Source organism: Acinetobacter sp. EKM10A (genome assembly GCF_011075215.1).
In the GTDB taxonomy this organism is placed as follows: Bacteria; Pseudomonadota; Gammaproteobacteria; order Pseudomonadales; family Moraxellaceae; genus Acinetobacter; species Acinetobacter baumannii.
On the sequence record NZ_JAALLK010000003.1, the window covers coordinates 85,855 to 102,768 of the forward strand.

Here is a 16,914-nt window from a genome sequence, read left to right on the forward strand (position 1 = left end):
TTTAAAAAAAAACAATTAGCTTCGGACAGAAATAAATTTCCGGTTATTTGGATATTTAATGAACATTTTTCTTGATAAAGTCAGTTTAGCACTTGTGAGTTTTCAATTCTAAAAATGACAAAAATGTAATTTTGGAGTCATCAAGACGTTTCTCTCTTTCTTGAATAATAGGCATACAAAGAGTGATGACCAACTCTATCAATTTAGGAATTTCACTGGGTCATTACTTAGCAAGTACTAATTTTAAAAAGGTGATGAAATGAAAATTTTCCAAAATAAAGTGTCTGCTCTACGTAATGTACTAGTAGGTGCGACTATGGTTGTAGCTGCTTCAAGCGCATTTGCTCATGTCAAACTTGAAAGTGCTACTCCGGCTATTAATGCATCTGTAGCAAGCCAGCCCAAAAATATAACTTTGAATTTTGGTGATGAAGTCATGTTAATGAATGTCAAATTACTTGACGCTCAACGTAAAGACATCCCTTTAAATTACCAGGTAACTCATGATTTAAAAAAATCATTTGAAGTCGCAGTACCTAAACTTAAGAAAGGCAAGTACACAGTGGTTTGGACCACAATGGGTGCTGATGGTCATAACATGAATGGTGAATATAGCTTCACCATTAAATCAGCGAAATAACCATAAAACACCAGTAGTCTATATGCCAGCAGCTTGCTGGCATATTGCTATCGCGGGGGATAAATATGAATCCTGAAACTTGGATATATGCAACGTGGCTGATTAAAGTCATTTTATATTTAGGAATAGCCTTTGTCGTTGGGGGCGCCTTTAGCTATTTTCTACTGGGACGCTATGTAGAAATCAAGGAAATTCTCCTAAAGTACATTACTATTGGTGCCGGATTAGGCTTTATTTCAAGTACTTTAGGTTTCTTCGTTCTTATAGGAAGTTTTGCCAATACAGATCTTTCTGGGATGTGGGACAGTAACTACATTAATATCTTAGTAAATACACCTACTGGGCATATCCATATCATCCGTTCAGTCAGCTTCGCATTTTTACTGTTATTTATGCTCGTAAAGCTTAGTAAAGGGACTATCCAGATTTCCAAAGTAGAAGGGACAATTTTTACCATCCTGCTCATCCCCATAGTTTTTAGTTTTTCACAACTAGGCCATGTTACGAATTTACCTTTATTAGCTCAATTCTTATTATCAATACATGTACTTGTAATGTCCTTATGGATGGGATCACTTTTCCCTTTATGGAGAACAACTAAAAAAATTACTGGTCTTCCATTAAAAGATCGCATGCATTTATTTGGAAGAATCGCAGCATTTGTTGTAGGAATACTACTCGCTTGTGGTGCCAGTATTGCGCTGTTACTCATTAAAGATTTTAATACTCTACTAAATACTCCTTATGGACATGGTTTTATTATTAAAATCGCATTTGTTCTAAGCATTTTATTATTAGCTGCCTCTAACAAATGGTATTTTACCCCTCGCTTACAAGACCCGAAATTTGCCGGACAGTTGGGTTATGCCATTTTATTTGAAATATCATTAGGCTTAATGATCCTTTTAACGACTGGATATATTACAACTGTAGTGGGAATTGATTAAATAGGTATATAGAAATTTAAAAAGTAAAATGAAAAAATTATCTGATTCTGTTTGATTTCATTATTGGTTCAATTCTTGATATTTTTTCTAACTCCATAAGCTTTACTATTGTAAGTAGAGTGTAGTGTACGGCTATAGAGTCTCAAATCTTTTAAAATATAGGGGTAAAATTACTTACCCCATAATCTGCCTATGTTTTTATACATTAATTACATGATTTTCTGTAATTAATGTATAAATGAACTTAAATAAATAATCATACCTTATACAACCATTCTTAATGCCTGTTCCAATCCACGTTGTTTAAGGTTGGCCCCAGCTCCAAACCATGCCGAATCCATCCGATGATCCGTTGAAATCGCCCGTCGCTCGTGATCTGCAAATTCTGTAATACTGCACAACAAGCCATAAGCCGTATCTTTGGCTGAGGCTAACTCTGCCCCACGTCCATGTCCGTTAAACATGGTCATGACTTTTGACATGGCGCGCCCATTGGGTTCAGTTTTATTATCGGCTCTGGATGAGTTGATCTGTTTAGGCGTAGCTACATTACGGTAGAACTGAATGATACTATCATCCTGTTCGGCAATACTCAGATTCGTGTTATTGAACACAGCATCAAAGTAAGCTGCTGCTTCCTGCTGAGTGACTTTGCGTTGGCTGAGTTGCTTCATTTCATACATGTGTTCATCCCATGCACGAACTGAAATACCCAATTGCTGTTTGATCTTCTCAGCATCAAACTTGGTACTGTGTGGAACTTTAACTACACCAGCACTACTATTCTGCCCACGTAAGGCAATAGCTAAAGTGTTATTACATACCACACGAATCGAGGTAAATTGCGCCGTGGTTGCCAATGTGCCATCACATGCAGTTGCCAACAAAATGTAGCCATTACTGACATCCTTACTTTTCAACGCTGCCGATTGCCCTGTTCTTGCCAATGCCCAGAACTTACGCCCACCTTTAAGTACCCCCGCTGTTTCCAGTTCAAAGCCTGATTGCTCTGTTAGGTCTCGGTAAAATTCTAAAATCTCTTTGGGCTGGACTTCCTGATAACGCTGACTCACTACCGATAACGGCGCATGAGTATCTGAACGATAAAGGACTCTCTGATCTTCATACGGCATGATGATGCTTTGTCCACGTTCATTTTTTGCCATATAGCTGACATTGGATGATTCAATTCGCCAGTCCAGACCTGCTTGTTCCGCCCATACTTCTATAGGTTGGTTTCGGGTCAATTGATTCCCTAAACCATGCCAAGGGGTTTGACCTACAAATGCCATTTTTTCCACTTGATGTGCCATGATTGATTTCCTTTAAATGATTTAAATAATTTGAATTCTGTAAAATTGAGAGTTACTAAAAACCCGACTGCTTGATTTCAAAGTGCTCCAGACATTGCTCACACTGGTAATGCAAGGTCACCGTGTTGTCTTGATGCTGGACGTAGAGCAGAAACATGCCCCCTACAACTAACCCAACAAAGCCACCGACTAGTGGGTGAATAGGACTGCGCTTTGACAATTGCATACAGGCCGCTGCTAGAGACATGGGTGAGAATGATGAGAGCTTTGCAAATACACTTTGGTGAGTTTGCTCCGACTGCCGTAGTAATTTCAGATGCCTCGAATGGCAGTAAGGACATTGATGCATAGTCGTTTCCTCTAAATAAAAGGCATAAAAAAAACCACAAGCAAATGCTTGTGGTTTGATTGAGATTTATGTCGTTTTGATGAATGTCAGATTAACGAGTTACTTTTGGAGTCGCTAAACCTTTCTTGCTACATGGTTGGATACTTTCAATATATTGACCATCTCCAGTGTCTTTAAAGAAACCATGTTTTGATTTAATTTCTAAACACTGCCCCTTCTTAAAAGGTTTAACTTGAGGAACAACTTTGGCTGGTATGGCGTAGCTATTTAAAATGACTTCGCCTTTAGTGGTTGGAAATACCACTGATTCTTCGCCGTAATAGACATTGGCTTTAAGTGTAACCTGCTCAGTTTTAGCCAAGGCAATAGAACTGATTGAAAGGCTTAAAACGCCACAAGTGATAAGTTTGATAAAGTTCATAATCTTTTCTCTGATGTAAATAAAAGTAATCATTCAATAAATGCTAAAAGGCTATTTAAGTTAGTGACCAAAACATGGCTGGTATCCTTCATTCAGGACTTGATTGCTGTTCTTATCCCAACTCACCACATACCAAGTACATTGGTAACGGTCAGAGTCCCATGCAGTACGATAGGTCATGGTATTACCTTGCTGGCTCCATCCTTCAACTCGTTTACTCACCTGATCTGGACTTGAGCGGCCCCATACATTCATGAGGTGTGAAGCTAACATTTGATCAATATTCGGGATGGCTGACTTTAAATCACTAGGAGCAGATTTGATTGGCTTTAATCCATAGCGAGAAGCATTGGAACTTAAGGTTTTCCCTTCATGGTACTCACCATCAACTTCTGAACTGAGATTACCTAGACTTGTATCTTGTGCTTTTGCCTGATCAACCGCGGCTATTGCCCCCGCAACCACCTCATCTTCAGCTTGTGAATGAGCAGATTCTGATTCCGGGTTTTCCACCATACTTTCAATTCCAGTGAAACCTGATTCAACGGGTTCCGATGCTGCTTGTGTTGTGGCAGATTGATTTTGTACCTTAGATTGTTCTAAAGCGAGTTGTGCTAACTGAAGTTCAGTTTGTCGTTTTTGATGTTGATTAAATAAAATACCGCCTGCAATTAACACCGCCATCATGACTACAGTTAACAACCAATATAACGGTGGTATCTTTTTAGTTGAGTTAGTGCTGTTCTTTATCATATTCATATCATTACCTTGAAATAGAGGATATACGGCGCTTTAGTGCTGCCTTCACTGGGGTAATATGTAAGTAAAAATTCTTTATTTTCAGTTATTGTCCAAATAGCTTTTTAATACTGCTCTTGCTTCATTCAGTTGCTGTGCCTGACTTTCAATCAACTGACGAACAGATTCAGGTAAGTTCTGGTATTTATCGGGATGGAACTCAGCCATCTTTTTTCGGTAAGCAATTTGCAAGGTTTGTTCAGTCAGTGAATTAGGCTGAATATCAAGAAGTTTGCACGCTTGAAGTTGTTCACCGTTGAAAGTAGAAGTAGTAGACTGATTCACTTCATCAGCCAGACATTGATAAATAATTTTGACCAGATCCGGAAATACGGCTTTAGAAACATTGGATACACGACATAAATGGGTCATGAAGAGATCCGCCTGATTCTGCTCAACTTGTCCCAGTGCCATTGCATAGACCAGTTGCTCAATCATCTCTCTACGGAAGTTATAGGCCAGCTTATCTTTCAGGTCTGCCAGACGATGCAACAGGTCGTCATAATCGAAGTGCGTCTGTTCATTCAGTAGTTTTTCAACATACTGATGCACACCCTTATCATTCAATTTAGTAAAATGATCGGATACCGCTGCTTTTGATCGGCTATTCCACTGACCCGCACTAAAGGTAATAAAGTAAGCAAACAGATCAATCATGATCTGCATCTCGGCATCAATATTTACATTCGTTTGCTTGGTTGCTTGCTTGCCCTGACAACATTCATTTAGGAATGCCACCAAAGTTTTTACCACACCTTTATCGAGTTGACTAAAGTTCAGTTCATCATGACCATTGATCAAAATAGAACTGGTAAGTATTCCAATATCAGCCTCTATTCGCTGGATGTGTTCAAACGGATAAGCTTGTTCATCTTCAAAGCTTTCTTTATAGAAAAGCCCCTTTGCCGTGAGACACATTCCAGCCTTGGCACTACCAAATACAGTGTCATCAATCAGCATCAAGACATCATTGGGACTTACACCATGTGGGAGATAGGTCATGGCACCTTGCAACTTTTTATTGGGAATGACTGGTGAAAAATAAATATTATCGCTACATCGCAATAAGGGCACCCACTGACTCTTCTGGATTCGATCCGATATGCTCATCACTCTTAATCCCCCTAAAAGAACCAACGTATAAAGATAACCGGCCAGACCAGAGCACGTCCTAGTAAATAAGCGCCAGAGTAATGTCCCGGATATTCCCAAATGCAATACAGCCAGTAACCAATGACAATCGTGAAATAGAAGGTAAAAAATGGATGTTTCATGATCAAAACTCCTAAATTGAGTTGCATAAGCCCTTCCCGTTGCCCGAACAGGCAACAGGAAATGAGTGCTTTAATGATTTGCTTAAGGCTTTAAATATCTGGTACTAAAACTTGTCTACGCATTGCTCACCAGACTGGTACATCACACGGTCCAGATCGGCAGGAAGGTAGCTCATACGCTCAACTTGCCGCATGACTTTACGTCCATAGTGTTCTTCGACCTTGTCATAGACACAAGAGCAATAGCTGCGACTGCCACCCATGTTGTAACAGCCATGTTTGACGCCCTTTTCAAAATCGGAAGAACAGCCATTCAAGATCAGAAAACTGATACCCACCACACCCATCAAAATTTTATTTTTCATCGTTATATCCAGTGACATGGTCATGGAGGTCAGGCTTTTTTAGGCAATACAAAGCCCTGCCACGGTGTAGCTCACATGACATTTTTTAAAGTTAAATTTTTAGACGAAAAAAACTAAAGCTTGAGAAACAGTAAGTTCATCAAACTCGATTAAAATTAGTCGGAAGGTGTAAAAAGAATATGCATAGCCAACTCCTTATATTGGGAGTTCTGCCAAAGCATTAATTTAGAATTATGGTGGCAGAACGAAAGTGGGTTGACAGACTGGTCTCAGAGGCCAGCACACTCGAAAGTGTCCCACTTCCGTCCTACCGCTACGGAAGGGAACGAGAAGCTAGACATTAAAAGAAGATCTTTTAATATCTCTGAGAAATGGTCTGTCAAAACCAACTGGCAATGTAGGCCAGCACGCAAAGGATAATGTGCAAAATTTAAGGTGTCAATGATCTATCGACTAAGTTGTAAAGTGATTGTTATTGTTTTTCATTAGATTAATTCTTTAAACTAACCATTAGGTAAATTTAAGGATGATTCAGTGTTTCGGTTAAAGTGTCTTGGTGGTCCACTGTATGGACAAGAATATTCTCATGCTCAGGATGAGTTTATTTTCAAAGACAAACAGACAGGAAAGCAGACGCGTTATCGAAAGCAGGCTTTAAACTTCACCCCACCCCAAGAGTTCTTTATAGCAGAGTCAATTTCTACAACCGTAGCCTACAATCTTGCATTGCAATTAATGAAACGCTATTGAGACCTTTTAGTAATACAAAGACATACTATTAACTAACCAATAATGAGTGATTTTCTAGCACTTGATTCAGTCCATAATAAATTTATAATCCAGTAGAATGCTTCACAGTACTACAAGTTTAGTCCAACAATTATAACTCTAAGCTACATTTTGATTTTGACTACTTTTCACCCAAAACATCGCAAGTCGGTACAGAATCATCATAAGTCGGTACATAAATGGAGTGCAGTTTAACACCTAACACCCCTCTACAAATGCTCATAATTCACTCTCAAGTTAAGCTAAATCATTTTTAAATTATAAGTAGTTACGACTTATAATATATGCACTTCTTTTAAAATGAATAAGTGAACTTGATTACATGGCAACTTCAGCTAAAAAAAATGCTAAGGCTAAACAAGAAACCACATCTACGAGTAACATCAAAAAACTTATTGGCTTAATTGACCAACTTGAAGAACATATTATTAAAAGACATAAATTTCCCTATGGTTTGCCATCAGCCTATGCCGAACACTACAAAGCTTATTTACCCGAACAAATGGAACCTATCAGTGAAGAAATGACGGATAATGACCGAAAGTGGTTTTATGAACAGCTTGATCAAGGCTTATTAAAAGAATCGCCAGAACAAAATGCTCTCCGTCAACAGGCATGGAGATTACCCCCACCATTACTTCGAGGTAAATCGGAAATTTACATCTACATTCCCGAAGAGGACCGACTTGCCCGACACTATGGCGAAATCGCGACTGAAATTCGTAAATTCAAAAACTTGGTATCAACTAAAACCAGAATATTCAAAAAAACAGCACAACAAGCTGAGAAACATTTTGAAGAAGCATTTCGTCTCTACTCCAAACATTATGATTGTTCTTTCTATATCTACACGCTACCAGAAGATATCTATAAACAGATTAGACAATCTCAATTAGCCCGAAACAGCCATAAAAAATCCCAGAGGGTAAAAAAAACTTACCTCTCACTTGTTCAACGTTTTATTACCAGTAATCAAAAAACTTACTCAAGTATGGATACGGTTCTAGGAGCCATTGAGCAGCAAGCTATCTCAAAAATTCCAGAATACCTCACTCAAGAATACAATGCTGAAATAGAACATTGTTTACGAAAAAAAGAAGAAGCTGAATATTTTCTTTTTGCAGCTCGAAATGATCTATCTACAGCTGAAGTCAAAGAAATTGAAGAATATGGTAAAAAAACTGTAATCATACAAGCTCAGAACCGTGATCAACCCCTAACTTCTTTTGCAGGTCGCCCTATCGAACGTTATAAGGAAATAAGAGTATTTTATCAGAAAAAGATTTCTGACTTAGAAACTCAAAAAAGTAAAATTAGAGACTTCGACCAAAGATTAAAATTACTGAATGGAGCTAAATCTTGGTTAAAGGAAAGCGAACCAAGCCTATATAATGCGCTGAACATTTTTATAGAAAAGAAAGGTAGAAAACTTTAGAATTCCCCTCTCACCCCAATAAAAATCCGATCACTCACATAGTTTATTTAGAGCCTGTTAGTTCTACACTGACATGCTCTTAAAAAAAATTAATAAATTTTTAAAAGAGTAATAATTACAATGAAATTTCTATATTTTAAAGCTTTTAAAAATATAAATATCAGTAGCTTAAAGAAATTCTTCGCAGTTTTTTTTGGGGTGGTCAATTTTTTCTAGAATTCCCCTTATGCAATCAAGCATACAAAACTTGCTACATAAGGAACCAATATGACCAACTCAAACCTAAGCCAGCAACACATCAAATTAATAAGTACATTCAATTGGAAGCTTAGCAATTTACAGGTGTGGGTCAACCCAAAAATAACTCCACAAAGCCATTTAAATGCTGCGTAACGCGGGACATCGCAACCTTTAAAAAGTTCTCGTATTACCGTCATTTTTTGGTAGAGCATTCTCGAAGTAAAGGGCAATCGGCTTTTCGGCTTAAATACAATTAATAAGTAATATTAGATATATGTAATTATTCTGATAGATACTTATTGCCATAAGCAGTATGCCTTAGCAAATACTGCTTATGGATTAGATTGATTTGAATACACTCCAGATAGATTAGCCAATACCCACTCTACGCCTACCTCTAATGGACATGTCTAAACGATGTCCATAGGGAGAGCTTTTACCTCATGACGCCTGATACGTAATTAATTATTTGTATTGAGGTATATTATGAAATCTTTTAACGCTACAGCTAAACCTTCTCTTCCACCTATCGCACAGTTCTCAGGTGCAGATAGAGATGCATTCCTAGAACAGCTCAAAGAAGATTTTTCAACTTTTGAGTGGACAACAGAGAATGGTAATACTAAAACTTTCAAGACGAGTATAAACCACGAAGTTGAGAAAATGATCAGTCGTATTGAGTTGATCAAGTTTTTTCAGAAGCAGCGCCCTATCGCTATACTTACACCTATTAAGAGTTTTAAGGGTAAAGAGCAACTATGTGTTGAATATGCGAAGGATGTTCCTCTTTCGCTTAAGTGCCAGCTTACAACAATCTTTGTGTCTGCTCGCTCTGGCAATTATAAAATGGGCATTGAGTTACAAGCTTTTGAGGACACATTCTCAGAACTAACAAAGGAAGAACAATATGCCCTTTATGAGTTTGCTCTAATCAATCAGTGTTACACATCTGAACAAGCTCAGGCTTATGTTAGGGCTTTGATTAAATTTCAGAAGTTGTTTGCAGTAAGAATACAGAGTACCTCAATTCGTAAACAGCTTTCAAATCGTGCTAGTAATCGACGCCGTTCTAAAGAACGTTGTGTTCAGCTTGTTGATACGCTACTCAAGATCCATTCTCGAATCCTTGTTGTTCGAGTAGACCTAGGATTAATACGCGATCCAGCTAAGCTTCAACAGCTTGCTATCTCACCTAATTTTGCTCAGGTTGAACATGATAGTGGGTTTATACAAGAGTCTTTTATTCGGTTCTATGATGCATCTAAGCATAATCAGCTTAAGCATGCGCTCGGGTATATCCTGCGTATTGAACACACCCCGACTAAGGGATTTCATGGACATCTTTATTACTTCTTCAATGCCAATGACCATCGTGAGGACATCACGTGGGGACAATATATTGCTGAGAAATGGAAGGTTGCTACAAACAATCTTGGGACTGCTTTTATCTGCAATATGAAGAAAGATGAGTACCGCTATCGTGCCTTAGGCATTTTGGAGTATACCGACCATGAAATGCTTAAAAATCTCAAGGCTACGTTTGACTACATATGCAAAAATGATCAGTACTTCGCCTTTACTAATGGAGAACAAATTCGGAGCTTCCGAACAAGCCAAATACCCAAAGTACCTGATACTAAACTTGGACGCCCACGTAAGTTCGAACAACTTAACCTTCTAGACTCTGATCAATCAGATGATGCTCAAGTAGGAGGACAGTAACATGACTAAGTACGCATCAGATGCTTTACTTGCAGCTACACATTCGTCATGCAGCATTCAACCTATTTGGGCTTACGATCTGATTGGTTCTGAGAAGTCAGCAAAAGCTCTTGGGAGATCAAAAACTACGAGCATGTTTGCAAAACAAAATTCTCAAAATAGTAATCAGGCATTATCTCTCAGTAAACCTGTTGAGTTGATTAGATCAGCATATCCATTAGTGACAGGCTCCCCTGTCACTAATGGGATGTTATCTGTTCGACTAAAGCCAGAGAACGAATTGTTTATTCAGTTTATTAAACATATGGGGCCTATGCTTAATGGGGGGATTTACTGCCACGATCAGTATTTTTCTAATCAAATTACGGGCTACCAATATATGCTCAACACTAGGCAGTTTAGTGAGGATTTAACAGCTTGGAATACAGAACAAAGTCGTGCTGAAGAGTTATTTGATTCGACAATGAAGGTTCTATTCAGAGACTACGCAGGCTTCGAAACACATGAGCTATATTTGCCAATGCTATTTACGCTTTCAGCGAATACTCCAATGTATTCGAAACAACAATATTTAGATCAGCAGAAAAAAGAGATGATCGCCATTTTCCTTAATGAAGGTGGAAATAATGAAATTATTGCCGTATTTTCGAAATGGGAACTTACACCCCAAGGACAATTAGCACTTAGGCTGGTGTTTTTACTGGAACGCCAGTTCATAGATGATCCTGTTGGTTCTTCTGATGAAAATGCTTTCATTGCCTTACGAGGTAATCTGGAAGGCCTATTTAATTGCAAAGCATATCCTGTATCTATGCCATTAAACGGGTTTATGCAAACTAATCATTTTTTTAAAAGTGATCCAAGGTGCAAAGATCTTATTAAGCTGCTCAAAACGTACCTGATAGGCAGTGATGCAGTCCTTCGAATTTGGGATACACAGTCCAATTTTGATGTGTTGTATTCAAAGTTTAAAACTAACTAGTTAAGAGGCTATTTCACAATGGGTGCATTCCAGTTAAACACCGCTGATTACCTATTTATGAAATATCGCTCTATGACTGTCGAATTAATGAGCATAGTACAAGACTACTATCCTCACTTAAGCAAGGCAGAGGCGCTGAGAAAGGCAAATAATCAAGAGTTTCCTTTCTCTGTCTTTAAAATAGATTCAAGCAAACGCGCACCATTTCTGGTGCACGTTAAAGACTTGGCTGATATCTTAGATAAGAAGTATTCTGAAGCTGCTAAAGACTTTGCTACGTTTCATCAATGAGGCGTAGCACCTCTTCCAATTGAATTACATTTCGCCTTGACTTCACAGAAACATACCGCTGTAAGCTCCCCCAAGAATCATGCAAACTTACTTTCTGAATTTCAGGAATAGTAAAACTTTGTTCTGCAAGTCTCGTACAACCTTCATGTCTCAAATCATGAAAATGTAAATCCTCTATTCCCAATATTTTACATGCTTCGCGAAACTCTTTTCCTATGCTTTTGGGATTCAAAGGTAATAAGAGTTGTTCATCATATCCAAATCGAAGCATACGACTCCGCACTTCATTATCTAATAAAAGTTCAATTATTGTTTTACAAGGTTCCAACACATCAAAAGACTTGTGATTACCTTTAGAACCGTTCGGATTTTTCAAATCATGAACTTTCCATGAAGAGTTGTAAGAATCATAATCTTGCAGCCATAAGCGTGTTAACTCTGCTTCACGTCTACATGAAAAAATTGCGAACCAAATAATTAAATGCATTGGATACTTAGTACCGTATTTATTTAACTTCCAACGCTCAGCAAAAAGTTTTGTTAAAGCAATTAACTCTTCCTTTGTAGGAAGCCTATCTCTCACTTTACTAGACGAGATTTGACGAGTTTTTCTAAGCTGTGCTGTAGCTTTATCGAAGTTACTTAAATCAACTTCCATACCCCACATAACAGATGCATGAGATAGAACACCTCTAATATGTAAAAGCTCATGCTGCTGTGTACTTGTTGCAATAGGTTCTAAACCAAGATTAGGCACGCCTCTTCGTCTTAGAGCCACATGCTCAGCCAAATGTATCGAATGTATTTTTGTGATAATATTGCGCGCAATTGGCAACTTCTTAATTAAGAGTAGAGAATAGCGTTTCGTCCTGCCGTACTCGCTCCCAACTTCATCCAAATATTTATCTATGGCATCTGACAAAGTTAGATCAATCAGTTGTTCTTTGCCAAGTAAAATGTCTGGATTTTCTTGAATCTCAACTTCTCTTTTTTTAAGCCAGTTTTCTGCCACTTTTTTTGAATAAAATGTTTTGCTTTCAGAATAAGCAGGATAACCTTTTTTGTTGATCCGGATAGCAGCTCGGTAACTAACACTTCCATCTGCACTTTTTCTGGCAGTAATTGACCCCATAATTTTACACCATGAACCATTTTTTTCATTATGGTGTAAATTCTGGTGTAAATGCAAACCGATTAACGCAGCTAAACATGAGTTCCCACAGATTCAAACAGGTTGCAAAACACTGATTAAAGGTATGATTTTTAATGACTATTAACAAAACCATTGAAACTATTAAATCTCCAAGAATCAGTGTAGCCCCAATGATGGACTGGACTACAAAGGATTATCGATTCTTTGCGCGCTTGTTTAACCCGAACGTTGTGCTTTATACAGAAATGGTGACTACGGGCGCAATTCTATTTGGCGATGCGAAACGCCATTTGGACTATAACGCTCAAGAACACCCAATCGTATTGCAGCTTGGCGGCTCAAACCCACAAGAGCTTGCCACTTGCACAAAAATGGCTGAAGACTGGGGTTATGACGAAGTCAACTTGAATGTAGGCTGCCCAAGTGACCGTGTACAGAACAATAAAATCGGTGCATGTTTAATGGCAGAACCAGACTTGGTCGCTGAATGTATTCACAGCATGCAAAAAGCGGTGAATATTCCGGTAACGGTTAAGCACCGTATCGGTATTGATGACATGCAGTCTTACGAAGAAATGCTGCACTTTGTAGATACTGTAGCAGCAACAGGTTGTACTCACTTTGTCGTACATGCCCGTATTGCAATATTGAAAGGTTTGTCTCCGAAAGAAAACCGAGAAGTACCACCGCTACGCTATGAAGATGTTTACCGTTTAAAGCAAGAACGCCCGCATCTGACTATTGAAATTAATGGCGGTATTAAAACTTTTACCGAAACTCAAGCTCATTTACAGCACGTTGACGGCGTCATGATTGGCCGTGAAGCCTATCACAACCCTTACTTACTTGCTGAGCTCGGCCAACTTTGGAACCTAGAAGCACCGGATCGCTTCGATATTATGGAACAAATGCTACCGTATATTGAACAACGTCTAGCTGAGGGTGCGCCACTCTCTATCATTACGCGTCATATTTTAGGTTTATTCCAAAATTTACCTGGCGCTCGCAAATGGCGTCAGGCGCTAAGTGGTGGAAATGCAAAAACTTTAACTGATGTCGAGAATGCAATCCATAATATGCAAGCTGCCATTATCCGTACTGAAGATTATTTAAAGGAACACCAATTTTAAGCCAGCCCATGTTTCTAAAATTGTAAGAAAATGTGGCATTTTAAATCAGAGACTTAGATTTTGAGTATATTCGCAAATGTTGGCTCGAAATATTCAAAATTAAGCTCTGATTAATTATTTATATTCAATAATATCAAAAACTTAATTTTTATGATTTCAAAAGCTCTTTTAATTAGCTCTTTTTACCATAGCCAGAAATAAAAACTGGTAAAAAGATACGTTATTACATAACATAAACAAAACTTTTAAGTTTGGGCCATTAGTATCTCTGAACGCCACAGGTAGGTGGTGATTTTCTAAATACGGATATAGGTAGTACGGGTAGAGATTTCACGATGATTATTTATGACGGACAAGTAGCTGATAACTATATGTATCAGGATTCAAATCAGGCAGCCATTGTTGTATCCCACAGCACACCAAGCCTCCCTTATCCATTCACCATGAAACCCAATAATCACTCCACTGAAACCAACACTCCTCCAGCCATTGATGTAGAAAAATTCGTAGCTAAATTAGAAAGTATTACCTCTAGACGCAGTAAAGCGCGTTGTGCACGTAGCATCCGTATTGCGCTTGAGTCTGCTGGTGCCGATGTTGAAAACCATCCGATTGCAGCATCAGATTGGGGCGATACCCTCAAGAAAATTGGCTATAAAGAAATAAATCCAGCCTTTGATGAGCCACAAGAAGGCGATATTTATATCATTCACAGAACCCGTAACCATATTTACGGTCATATCGCTGGTTACACAGGAAGTGAATGGGTGTCGGACTTTAAACAAAGTAGTTATGACGTCTATAAAGATGATAACGTCACCTATACTTACTATAGATTAGGCTAATTCACTTCTAAGATAGAAACATTTGATGAATTTGCTCGGCGCAGTGCTGAATGATTTCATCATGGCCTTTTCTATAGACCAGTAAAACTTCCGAAAGAGATAGAGAATCTGCCAAAGGTATTAGTTTTACATTGGCAGGTAAGATTTGTTGAAACTCCGCAGGAACAATACCTACCCCTAAATTTGCCGCCACGAGCTGTAACTGTGAAATCTTACGCGACTGAATGGAGGCTTTTTGTGGGGTAAATCCTGCGGCTAAACACAGATTTGCGACCAAATAACTTAAGCCTCCTCTTTCAGCATGAGGCGTTGATACAAAACACTCATGTTTTAAGTCTTTTAAATAAACCTTTTCTGATTTAGCAAACTTGGCATGATCAATATGCACAGCCACCATTAAAGGCTCTTCATATAACTTAAGAGTATTTATACCATCTAAAGTATGCCGAACTGGCGGGCGGATCAAACCGATATCAATTTCACCATTTAATAACGCTAAGATTTGCTGTTCGGATGATAAGGTATTAATCTCAAAGCTCAACTGCTGCGTTAAGCTAACTTCTTTTAATATCTGAACCTTTGTATTATCCACGACAATACTGCTGGAATGAGCAATTTTAACCTGTCGATTTTTCCCTTCCGAAACACTTTTAGACAGATCAATAATTTCATTTAAATAAAGCAGGTTATCTTTTATTTTCTTATAGAAGACCTCTCCTGCTGCCGTAAGTTTTACTCTTTTATCCGTGCGATCAAACAACAGAAAATCAATTTCTTCTTCTAATAGTTTCATTTGTCGACTTAAAGCAGACTGGGCAATAAAGAGCTTTTCGGAAGCAGCGGTAAAACTCCCTTCTTCAACAATTTTTATGAAATATTGGAATTGTTTTAATGTGAGCATTACCATCTCAAAATTAGATCATTTGGTCTATTTTCTATATTAGATTAGATAGATCTCCTTCGCTAGAATTTTAATCAAGACCATTCACTTGATTGAATTCTTCATGAAGTATTTAAAAGGTTTCGCAATATGCACCATCGTTATTTTAATTTTATGGTGTTTTAAATTTTATGATCAGCAATTACCCACACAGCCCAAACAAGACAATATAGAGCTATATGATTAAATAGTTTTTTCCAAAACAAAAGGCATGCACTCACATAAGCACATGCCTTTTCAATATTTAAATTAGGCTTTCTTTAAATCGAGTTTTTTCAAAACTTCGGCTACAGCAATCATAGCAAAGCTTGAAGTCACCACCACCGCTGAACCATAGCCACCACAGCGCAACCCCGCCGATGGGCAGACATCTGCGCTTGAAAATGGATTGTCGATTGAGTAAATACAGGTAATGCCAAATTTCTCTTTTGGCTTCTTACAAATGCCGCGAGCGCGAAGCTGACTACGTAGCTTCGCTAACATTGGGTCTTGTTCTGTTTTTGATAGATCGGCTACGCGAATTTTAAGTGGATCGAGTTTACCACCCGCCCCACCGGATACAATCAAAGGAATTTTGTTAAAACGACAATGGAGCATTAAAGCCAGTTTCGCCTTAACATCATCGATGCAGTCCAAAACAATGTCCGGTACAGGGTTTAAAAGCTCTGCAACATTTTCAGGTGTTAAGAAGTCATCAATAATATTGACTTTAATGCGTGGGTTAATTTGACGACAACGCTCCGCCATAATTTCAACTTTTTCACAGCCCAGAGTTGAGGTCATTGCAGGTAGCTGACGGTTTACATTTGACGCTGCAACCACATCCATATCGACTAATGTGATCTCACCAATACCTGTACGCGCTAAAGCTTCTACCGCCCAACTGCCGACCCCACCAATACCAATCACCATCACATGACTTTGTTCATAGTGCTGGAACGATGAATCACCATAAATTTTGGCTACACCTGCAAAACGGCGGTCATATTCATCTTGTTGAAGATCGGTCATTGCTACTCTTTGAAGGGATATAAAACACGGGAGGTATTTTACTGCTTTTCAGAAGAAAGTATATTTCAGATCAAAGAAAACTTGAGATAGCGATATTTGAGTTCACGACAAGTCTTATCATTATAAATCAAATTATATTATTTAAGATTTAAGTCATTATTTACTAACGTGACAGGCGGCATGGATGCCGCCCAGTTGGGCTGCGGTATAAGGATATACCGTCAGCCCGACAAAGGATTTTTGTTACTTTTTATCCTTAAAAAGTAAGG

Annotated in this window: 20 protein-coding genes; 10 read left to right on the plus strand and 10 right to left on the minus strand. The window is 38.3% G+C overall.

The features are described from left to right. Window positions 1-259 precede the first annotated feature (259 nt). Window positions 260-640 (plus strand): copper resistance protein CopC, encoded by a 381-nt coding sequence (locus G9371_RS05105; RefSeq protein WP_000689220.1) that lies wholly within the window; start codon window positions 260-262, stop codon window positions 638-640. Between the two features lie 65 nt (window positions 641-705). Then, window positions 706-1,587, plus strand: a complete 882-nt coding sequence (locus G9371_RS05110) for a copper resistance D family protein (protein ID WP_029423867.1) — start codon at window positions 706-708, stop codon at window positions 1,585-1,587. 263 nt (window positions 1,588-1,850) lie between these two features. Here the strand turns inward: G9371_RS05110 and G9371_RS05115 are convergent, their stop codons facing one another. From G9371_RS05115 to G9371_RS05145, 7 genes are all read right to left on the minus strand, one after another. Beyond that, on the minus strand, window positions 1,851-2,900 hold the full coding sequence (locus tag G9371_RS05115; protein WP_000951141.1) for a DUF932 domain-containing protein: 1,050 nt from the start codon (window positions 2,898-2,900) through the stop codon (window positions 1,851-1,853). Between the two features lie 55 nt (window positions 2,901-2,955). Beyond that, complete coding sequence (locus G9371_RS05120; protein WP_075400723.1) at window positions 2,956-3,249, minus strand: hypothetical protein; 294 nt, start codon at window positions 3,247-3,249, stop codon at window positions 2,956-2,958. 91 nt (window positions 3,250-3,340) lie between these two features. Next, complete coding sequence (locus G9371_RS05125) at window positions 3,341-3,670, minus strand: hypothetical protein (RefSeq protein WP_001009292.1); 330 nt, start codon at window positions 3,668-3,670, stop codon at window positions 3,341-3,343. 60 nt (window positions 3,671-3,730) lie between these two features. Next, window positions 3,731-4,429: a hypothetical protein gene (locus G9371_RS05130; RefSeq protein ID WP_031945661.1), complete on the minus strand. Its 699-nt coding sequence runs from the start codon at window positions 4,427-4,429 to the stop codon at window positions 3,731-3,733. A gap of 81 nt (window positions 4,430-4,510) precedes the next feature. Continuing rightward, entirely contained in the window at window positions 4,511-5,578 is a 1,068-nt protein-coding gene (locus G9371_RS05135) for a J domain-containing protein (protein ID WP_019767983.1), read from the minus strand. A 14-nt stretch (window positions 5,579-5,592) separates the two neighbouring features. After that, entirely contained in the window at window positions 5,593-5,742 is a 150-nt protein-coding gene (locus tag G9371_RS05140; protein WP_002056795.1) for a hypothetical protein, read from the minus strand. Window positions 5,743-5,846: 104 nt separating this feature from the next. After that, window positions 5,847-6,107, minus strand: a complete 261-nt coding sequence (locus G9371_RS05145; protein WP_000790978.1) for a hypothetical protein — start codon at window positions 6,105-6,107, stop codon at window positions 5,847-5,849. Between the two features lie 534 nt (window positions 6,108-6,641). Here G9371_RS05145 and G9371_RS05150 point away from each other — a divergent pair. From G9371_RS05150 to G9371_RS05170, 5 genes are all read left to right on the plus strand, one after another. Then, window positions 6,642-6,857 (plus strand): hypothetical protein, encoded by a 216-nt coding sequence (locus G9371_RS05150; RefSeq protein ID WP_000489165.1) that lies wholly within the window; start codon window positions 6,642-6,644, stop codon window positions 6,855-6,857. A 361-nt stretch (window positions 6,858-7,218) separates the two neighbouring features. Next, on the plus strand, window positions 7,219-8,331 hold the full coding sequence (locus tag G9371_RS05155) for a hypothetical protein (RefSeq protein WP_000235771.1): 1,113 nt from the start codon (window positions 7,219-7,221) through the stop codon (window positions 8,329-8,331). 726 nt (window positions 8,332-9,057) lie between these two features. After that, a complete protein-coding gene (locus G9371_RS05160; RefSeq protein ID WP_000834699.1) occupies window positions 9,058-10,293 on the plus strand; it encodes an inovirus-type Gp2 protein in 1,236 nt (411 codons plus the stop codon). Window position 10,294: 1 nt separating this feature from the next. Beyond that, the gene (locus G9371_RS05165; RefSeq protein ID WP_000170392.1) at window positions 10,295-11,275 is read left to right on the plus strand and encodes a hypothetical protein; all 981 of its coding nucleotides are present in this window, start codon (window positions 10,295-10,297) and stop codon (window positions 11,273-11,275) included. 18 nt (window positions 11,276-11,293) lie between these two features. Then, on the plus strand, window positions 11,294-11,566 hold the full coding sequence (locus tag G9371_RS05170; protein ID WP_000500676.1) for a pyocin activator PrtN family protein: 273 nt from the start codon (window positions 11,294-11,296) through the stop codon (window positions 11,564-11,566). On the opposite strand, the gene G9371_RS05175 is transcribed toward G9371_RS05170, so the two are convergent. Next, window positions 11,550-12,698 (minus strand): tyrosine-type recombinase/integrase, encoded by a 1,149-nt coding sequence (locus G9371_RS05175; RefSeq protein WP_029423866.1) that lies wholly within the window; start codon window positions 12,696-12,698, stop codon window positions 11,550-11,552. The genes G9371_RS05170 and G9371_RS05175 overlap by 17 nt on opposite strands. 134 nt (window positions 12,699-12,832) lie before the next feature. Between G9371_RS05175 and dusA the strand changes: the two genes are divergently transcribed. Both dusA and G9371_RS05185 read left to right on the plus strand, forming a co-directional pair. Further along, window positions 12,833-13,849 (plus strand): tRNA dihydrouridine(20/20a) synthase DusA, encoded by a 1,017-nt coding sequence (dusA, locus tag G9371_RS05180; RefSeq protein WP_032009112.1) that lies wholly within the window; start codon window positions 12,833-12,835, stop codon window positions 13,847-13,849. A gap of 335 nt (window positions 13,850-14,184) precedes the next feature. Continuing rightward, window positions 14,185-14,694 (plus strand): hypothetical protein, encoded by a 510-nt coding sequence (locus G9371_RS05185; RefSeq protein WP_000587862.1) that lies wholly within the window; start codon window positions 14,185-14,187, stop codon window positions 14,692-14,694. 7 nt (window positions 14,695-14,701) lie between these two features. Here the strand turns inward: G9371_RS05185 and G9371_RS05190 are convergent, their stop codons facing one another. Then, complete coding sequence (locus G9371_RS05190) at window positions 14,702-15,595, minus strand: LysR family transcriptional regulator (protein ID WP_000956765.1); 894 nt, start codon at window positions 15,593-15,595, stop codon at window positions 14,702-14,704. 103 nt (window positions 15,596-15,698) lie between these two features. On the opposite strand from G9371_RS05190, the gene G9371_RS05195 reads away from it, so the two are divergent. After that, complete coding sequence (locus tag G9371_RS05195; protein WP_001984446.1) at window positions 15,699-15,821, plus strand: hypothetical protein; 123 nt, start codon at window positions 15,699-15,701, stop codon at window positions 15,819-15,821. 62 nt (window positions 15,822-15,883) lie between these two features. Here G9371_RS05195 and G9371_RS05200 read toward each other — a convergent pair whose 3' ends face one another. Continuing rightward, on the minus strand, window positions 15,884-16,645 hold the full coding sequence (locus G9371_RS05200) for a ThiF family adenylyltransferase (RefSeq protein WP_000130927.1): 762 nt from the start codon (window positions 16,643-16,645) through the stop codon (window positions 15,884-15,886). Window positions 16,646-16,914 lie beyond the last annotated feature (269 nt).

Coding starts and splice junctions, on each gene's coding strand:
- G9371_RS05105 (WP_000689220.1), top strand. CDS start 260: ATGAAAATTTTCCAAAATAAAGTGTCTGCTCTACGTAATGTACTAGTA.
- G9371_RS05110 (WP_029423867.1), top strand. CDS start 706: ATGAATCCTGAAACTTGGATATATGCAACGTGGCTGATTAAAGTCATT.
- G9371_RS05115 (WP_000951141.1), bottom strand. CDS start 2,900: ATGGCACATCAAGTGGAAAAAATGGCATTTGTAGGTCAAACCCCTTGG.
- G9371_RS05120 (WP_075400723.1), bottom strand. CDS start 3,249: ATGCATCAATGTCCTTACTGCCATTCGAGGCATCTGAAATTACTACGG.
- G9371_RS05125 (WP_001009292.1), bottom strand. CDS start 3,670: ATGAACTTTATCAAACTTATCACTTGTGGCGTTTTAAGCCTTTCAATC.
- G9371_RS05130 (WP_031945661.1), bottom strand. CDS start 4,429: ATGAATATGATAAAGAACAGCACTAACTCAACTAAAAAGATACCACCG.
- G9371_RS05135 (WP_019767983.1), bottom strand. CDS start 5,578: ATGAGCATATCGGATCGAATCCAGAAGAGTCAGTGGGTGCCCTTATTG.
- G9371_RS05140 (WP_002056795.1), bottom strand. CDS start 5,742: ATGAAACATCCATTTTTTACCTTCTATTTCACGATTGTCATTGGTTAC.
- G9371_RS05145 (WP_000790978.1), bottom strand. CDS start 6,107: ATGAAAAATAAAATTTTGATGGGTGTGGTGGGTATCAGTTTTCTGATC.
- G9371_RS05155 (WP_000235771.1), top strand. CDS start 7,219: ATGGCAACTTCAGCTAAAAAAAATGCTAAGGCTAAACAAGAAACCACA.
- G9371_RS05160 (WP_000834699.1), top strand. CDS start 9,058: ATGAAATCTTTTAACGCTACAGCTAAACCTTCTCTTCCACCTATCGCA.
- G9371_RS05165 (WP_000170392.1), top strand. CDS start 10,295: ATGACTAAGTACGCATCAGATGCTTTACTTGCAGCTACACATTCGTCA.
- G9371_RS05170 (WP_000500676.1), top strand. CDS start 11,294: ATGGGTGCATTCCAGTTAAACACCGCTGATTACCTATTTATGAAATAT.
- G9371_RS05175 (WP_029423866.1), bottom strand. CDS start 12,698: ATGGGGTCAATTACTGCCAGAAAAAGTGCAGATGGAAGTGTTAGTTAC.
- dusA (WP_032009112.1), top strand. CDS start 12,833: ATGACTATTAACAAAACCATTGAAACTATTAAATCTCCAAGAATCAGT.
- G9371_RS05185 (WP_000587862.1), top strand. CDS start 14,185: ATGATTATTTATGACGGACAAGTAGCTGATAACTATATGTATCAGGAT.
- G9371_RS05190 (WP_000956765.1), bottom strand. CDS start 15,595: ATGCTCACATTAAAACAATTCCAATATTTCATAAAAATTGTTGAAGAA.
- G9371_RS05195 (WP_001984446.1), top strand. CDS start 15,699: ATGAAGTATTTAAAAGGTTTCGCAATATGCACCATCGTTATTTTAATT.
- G9371_RS05200 (WP_000130927.1), bottom strand. CDS start 16,645: ATGACCGATCTTCAACAAGATGAATATGACCGCCGTTTTGCAGGTGTA.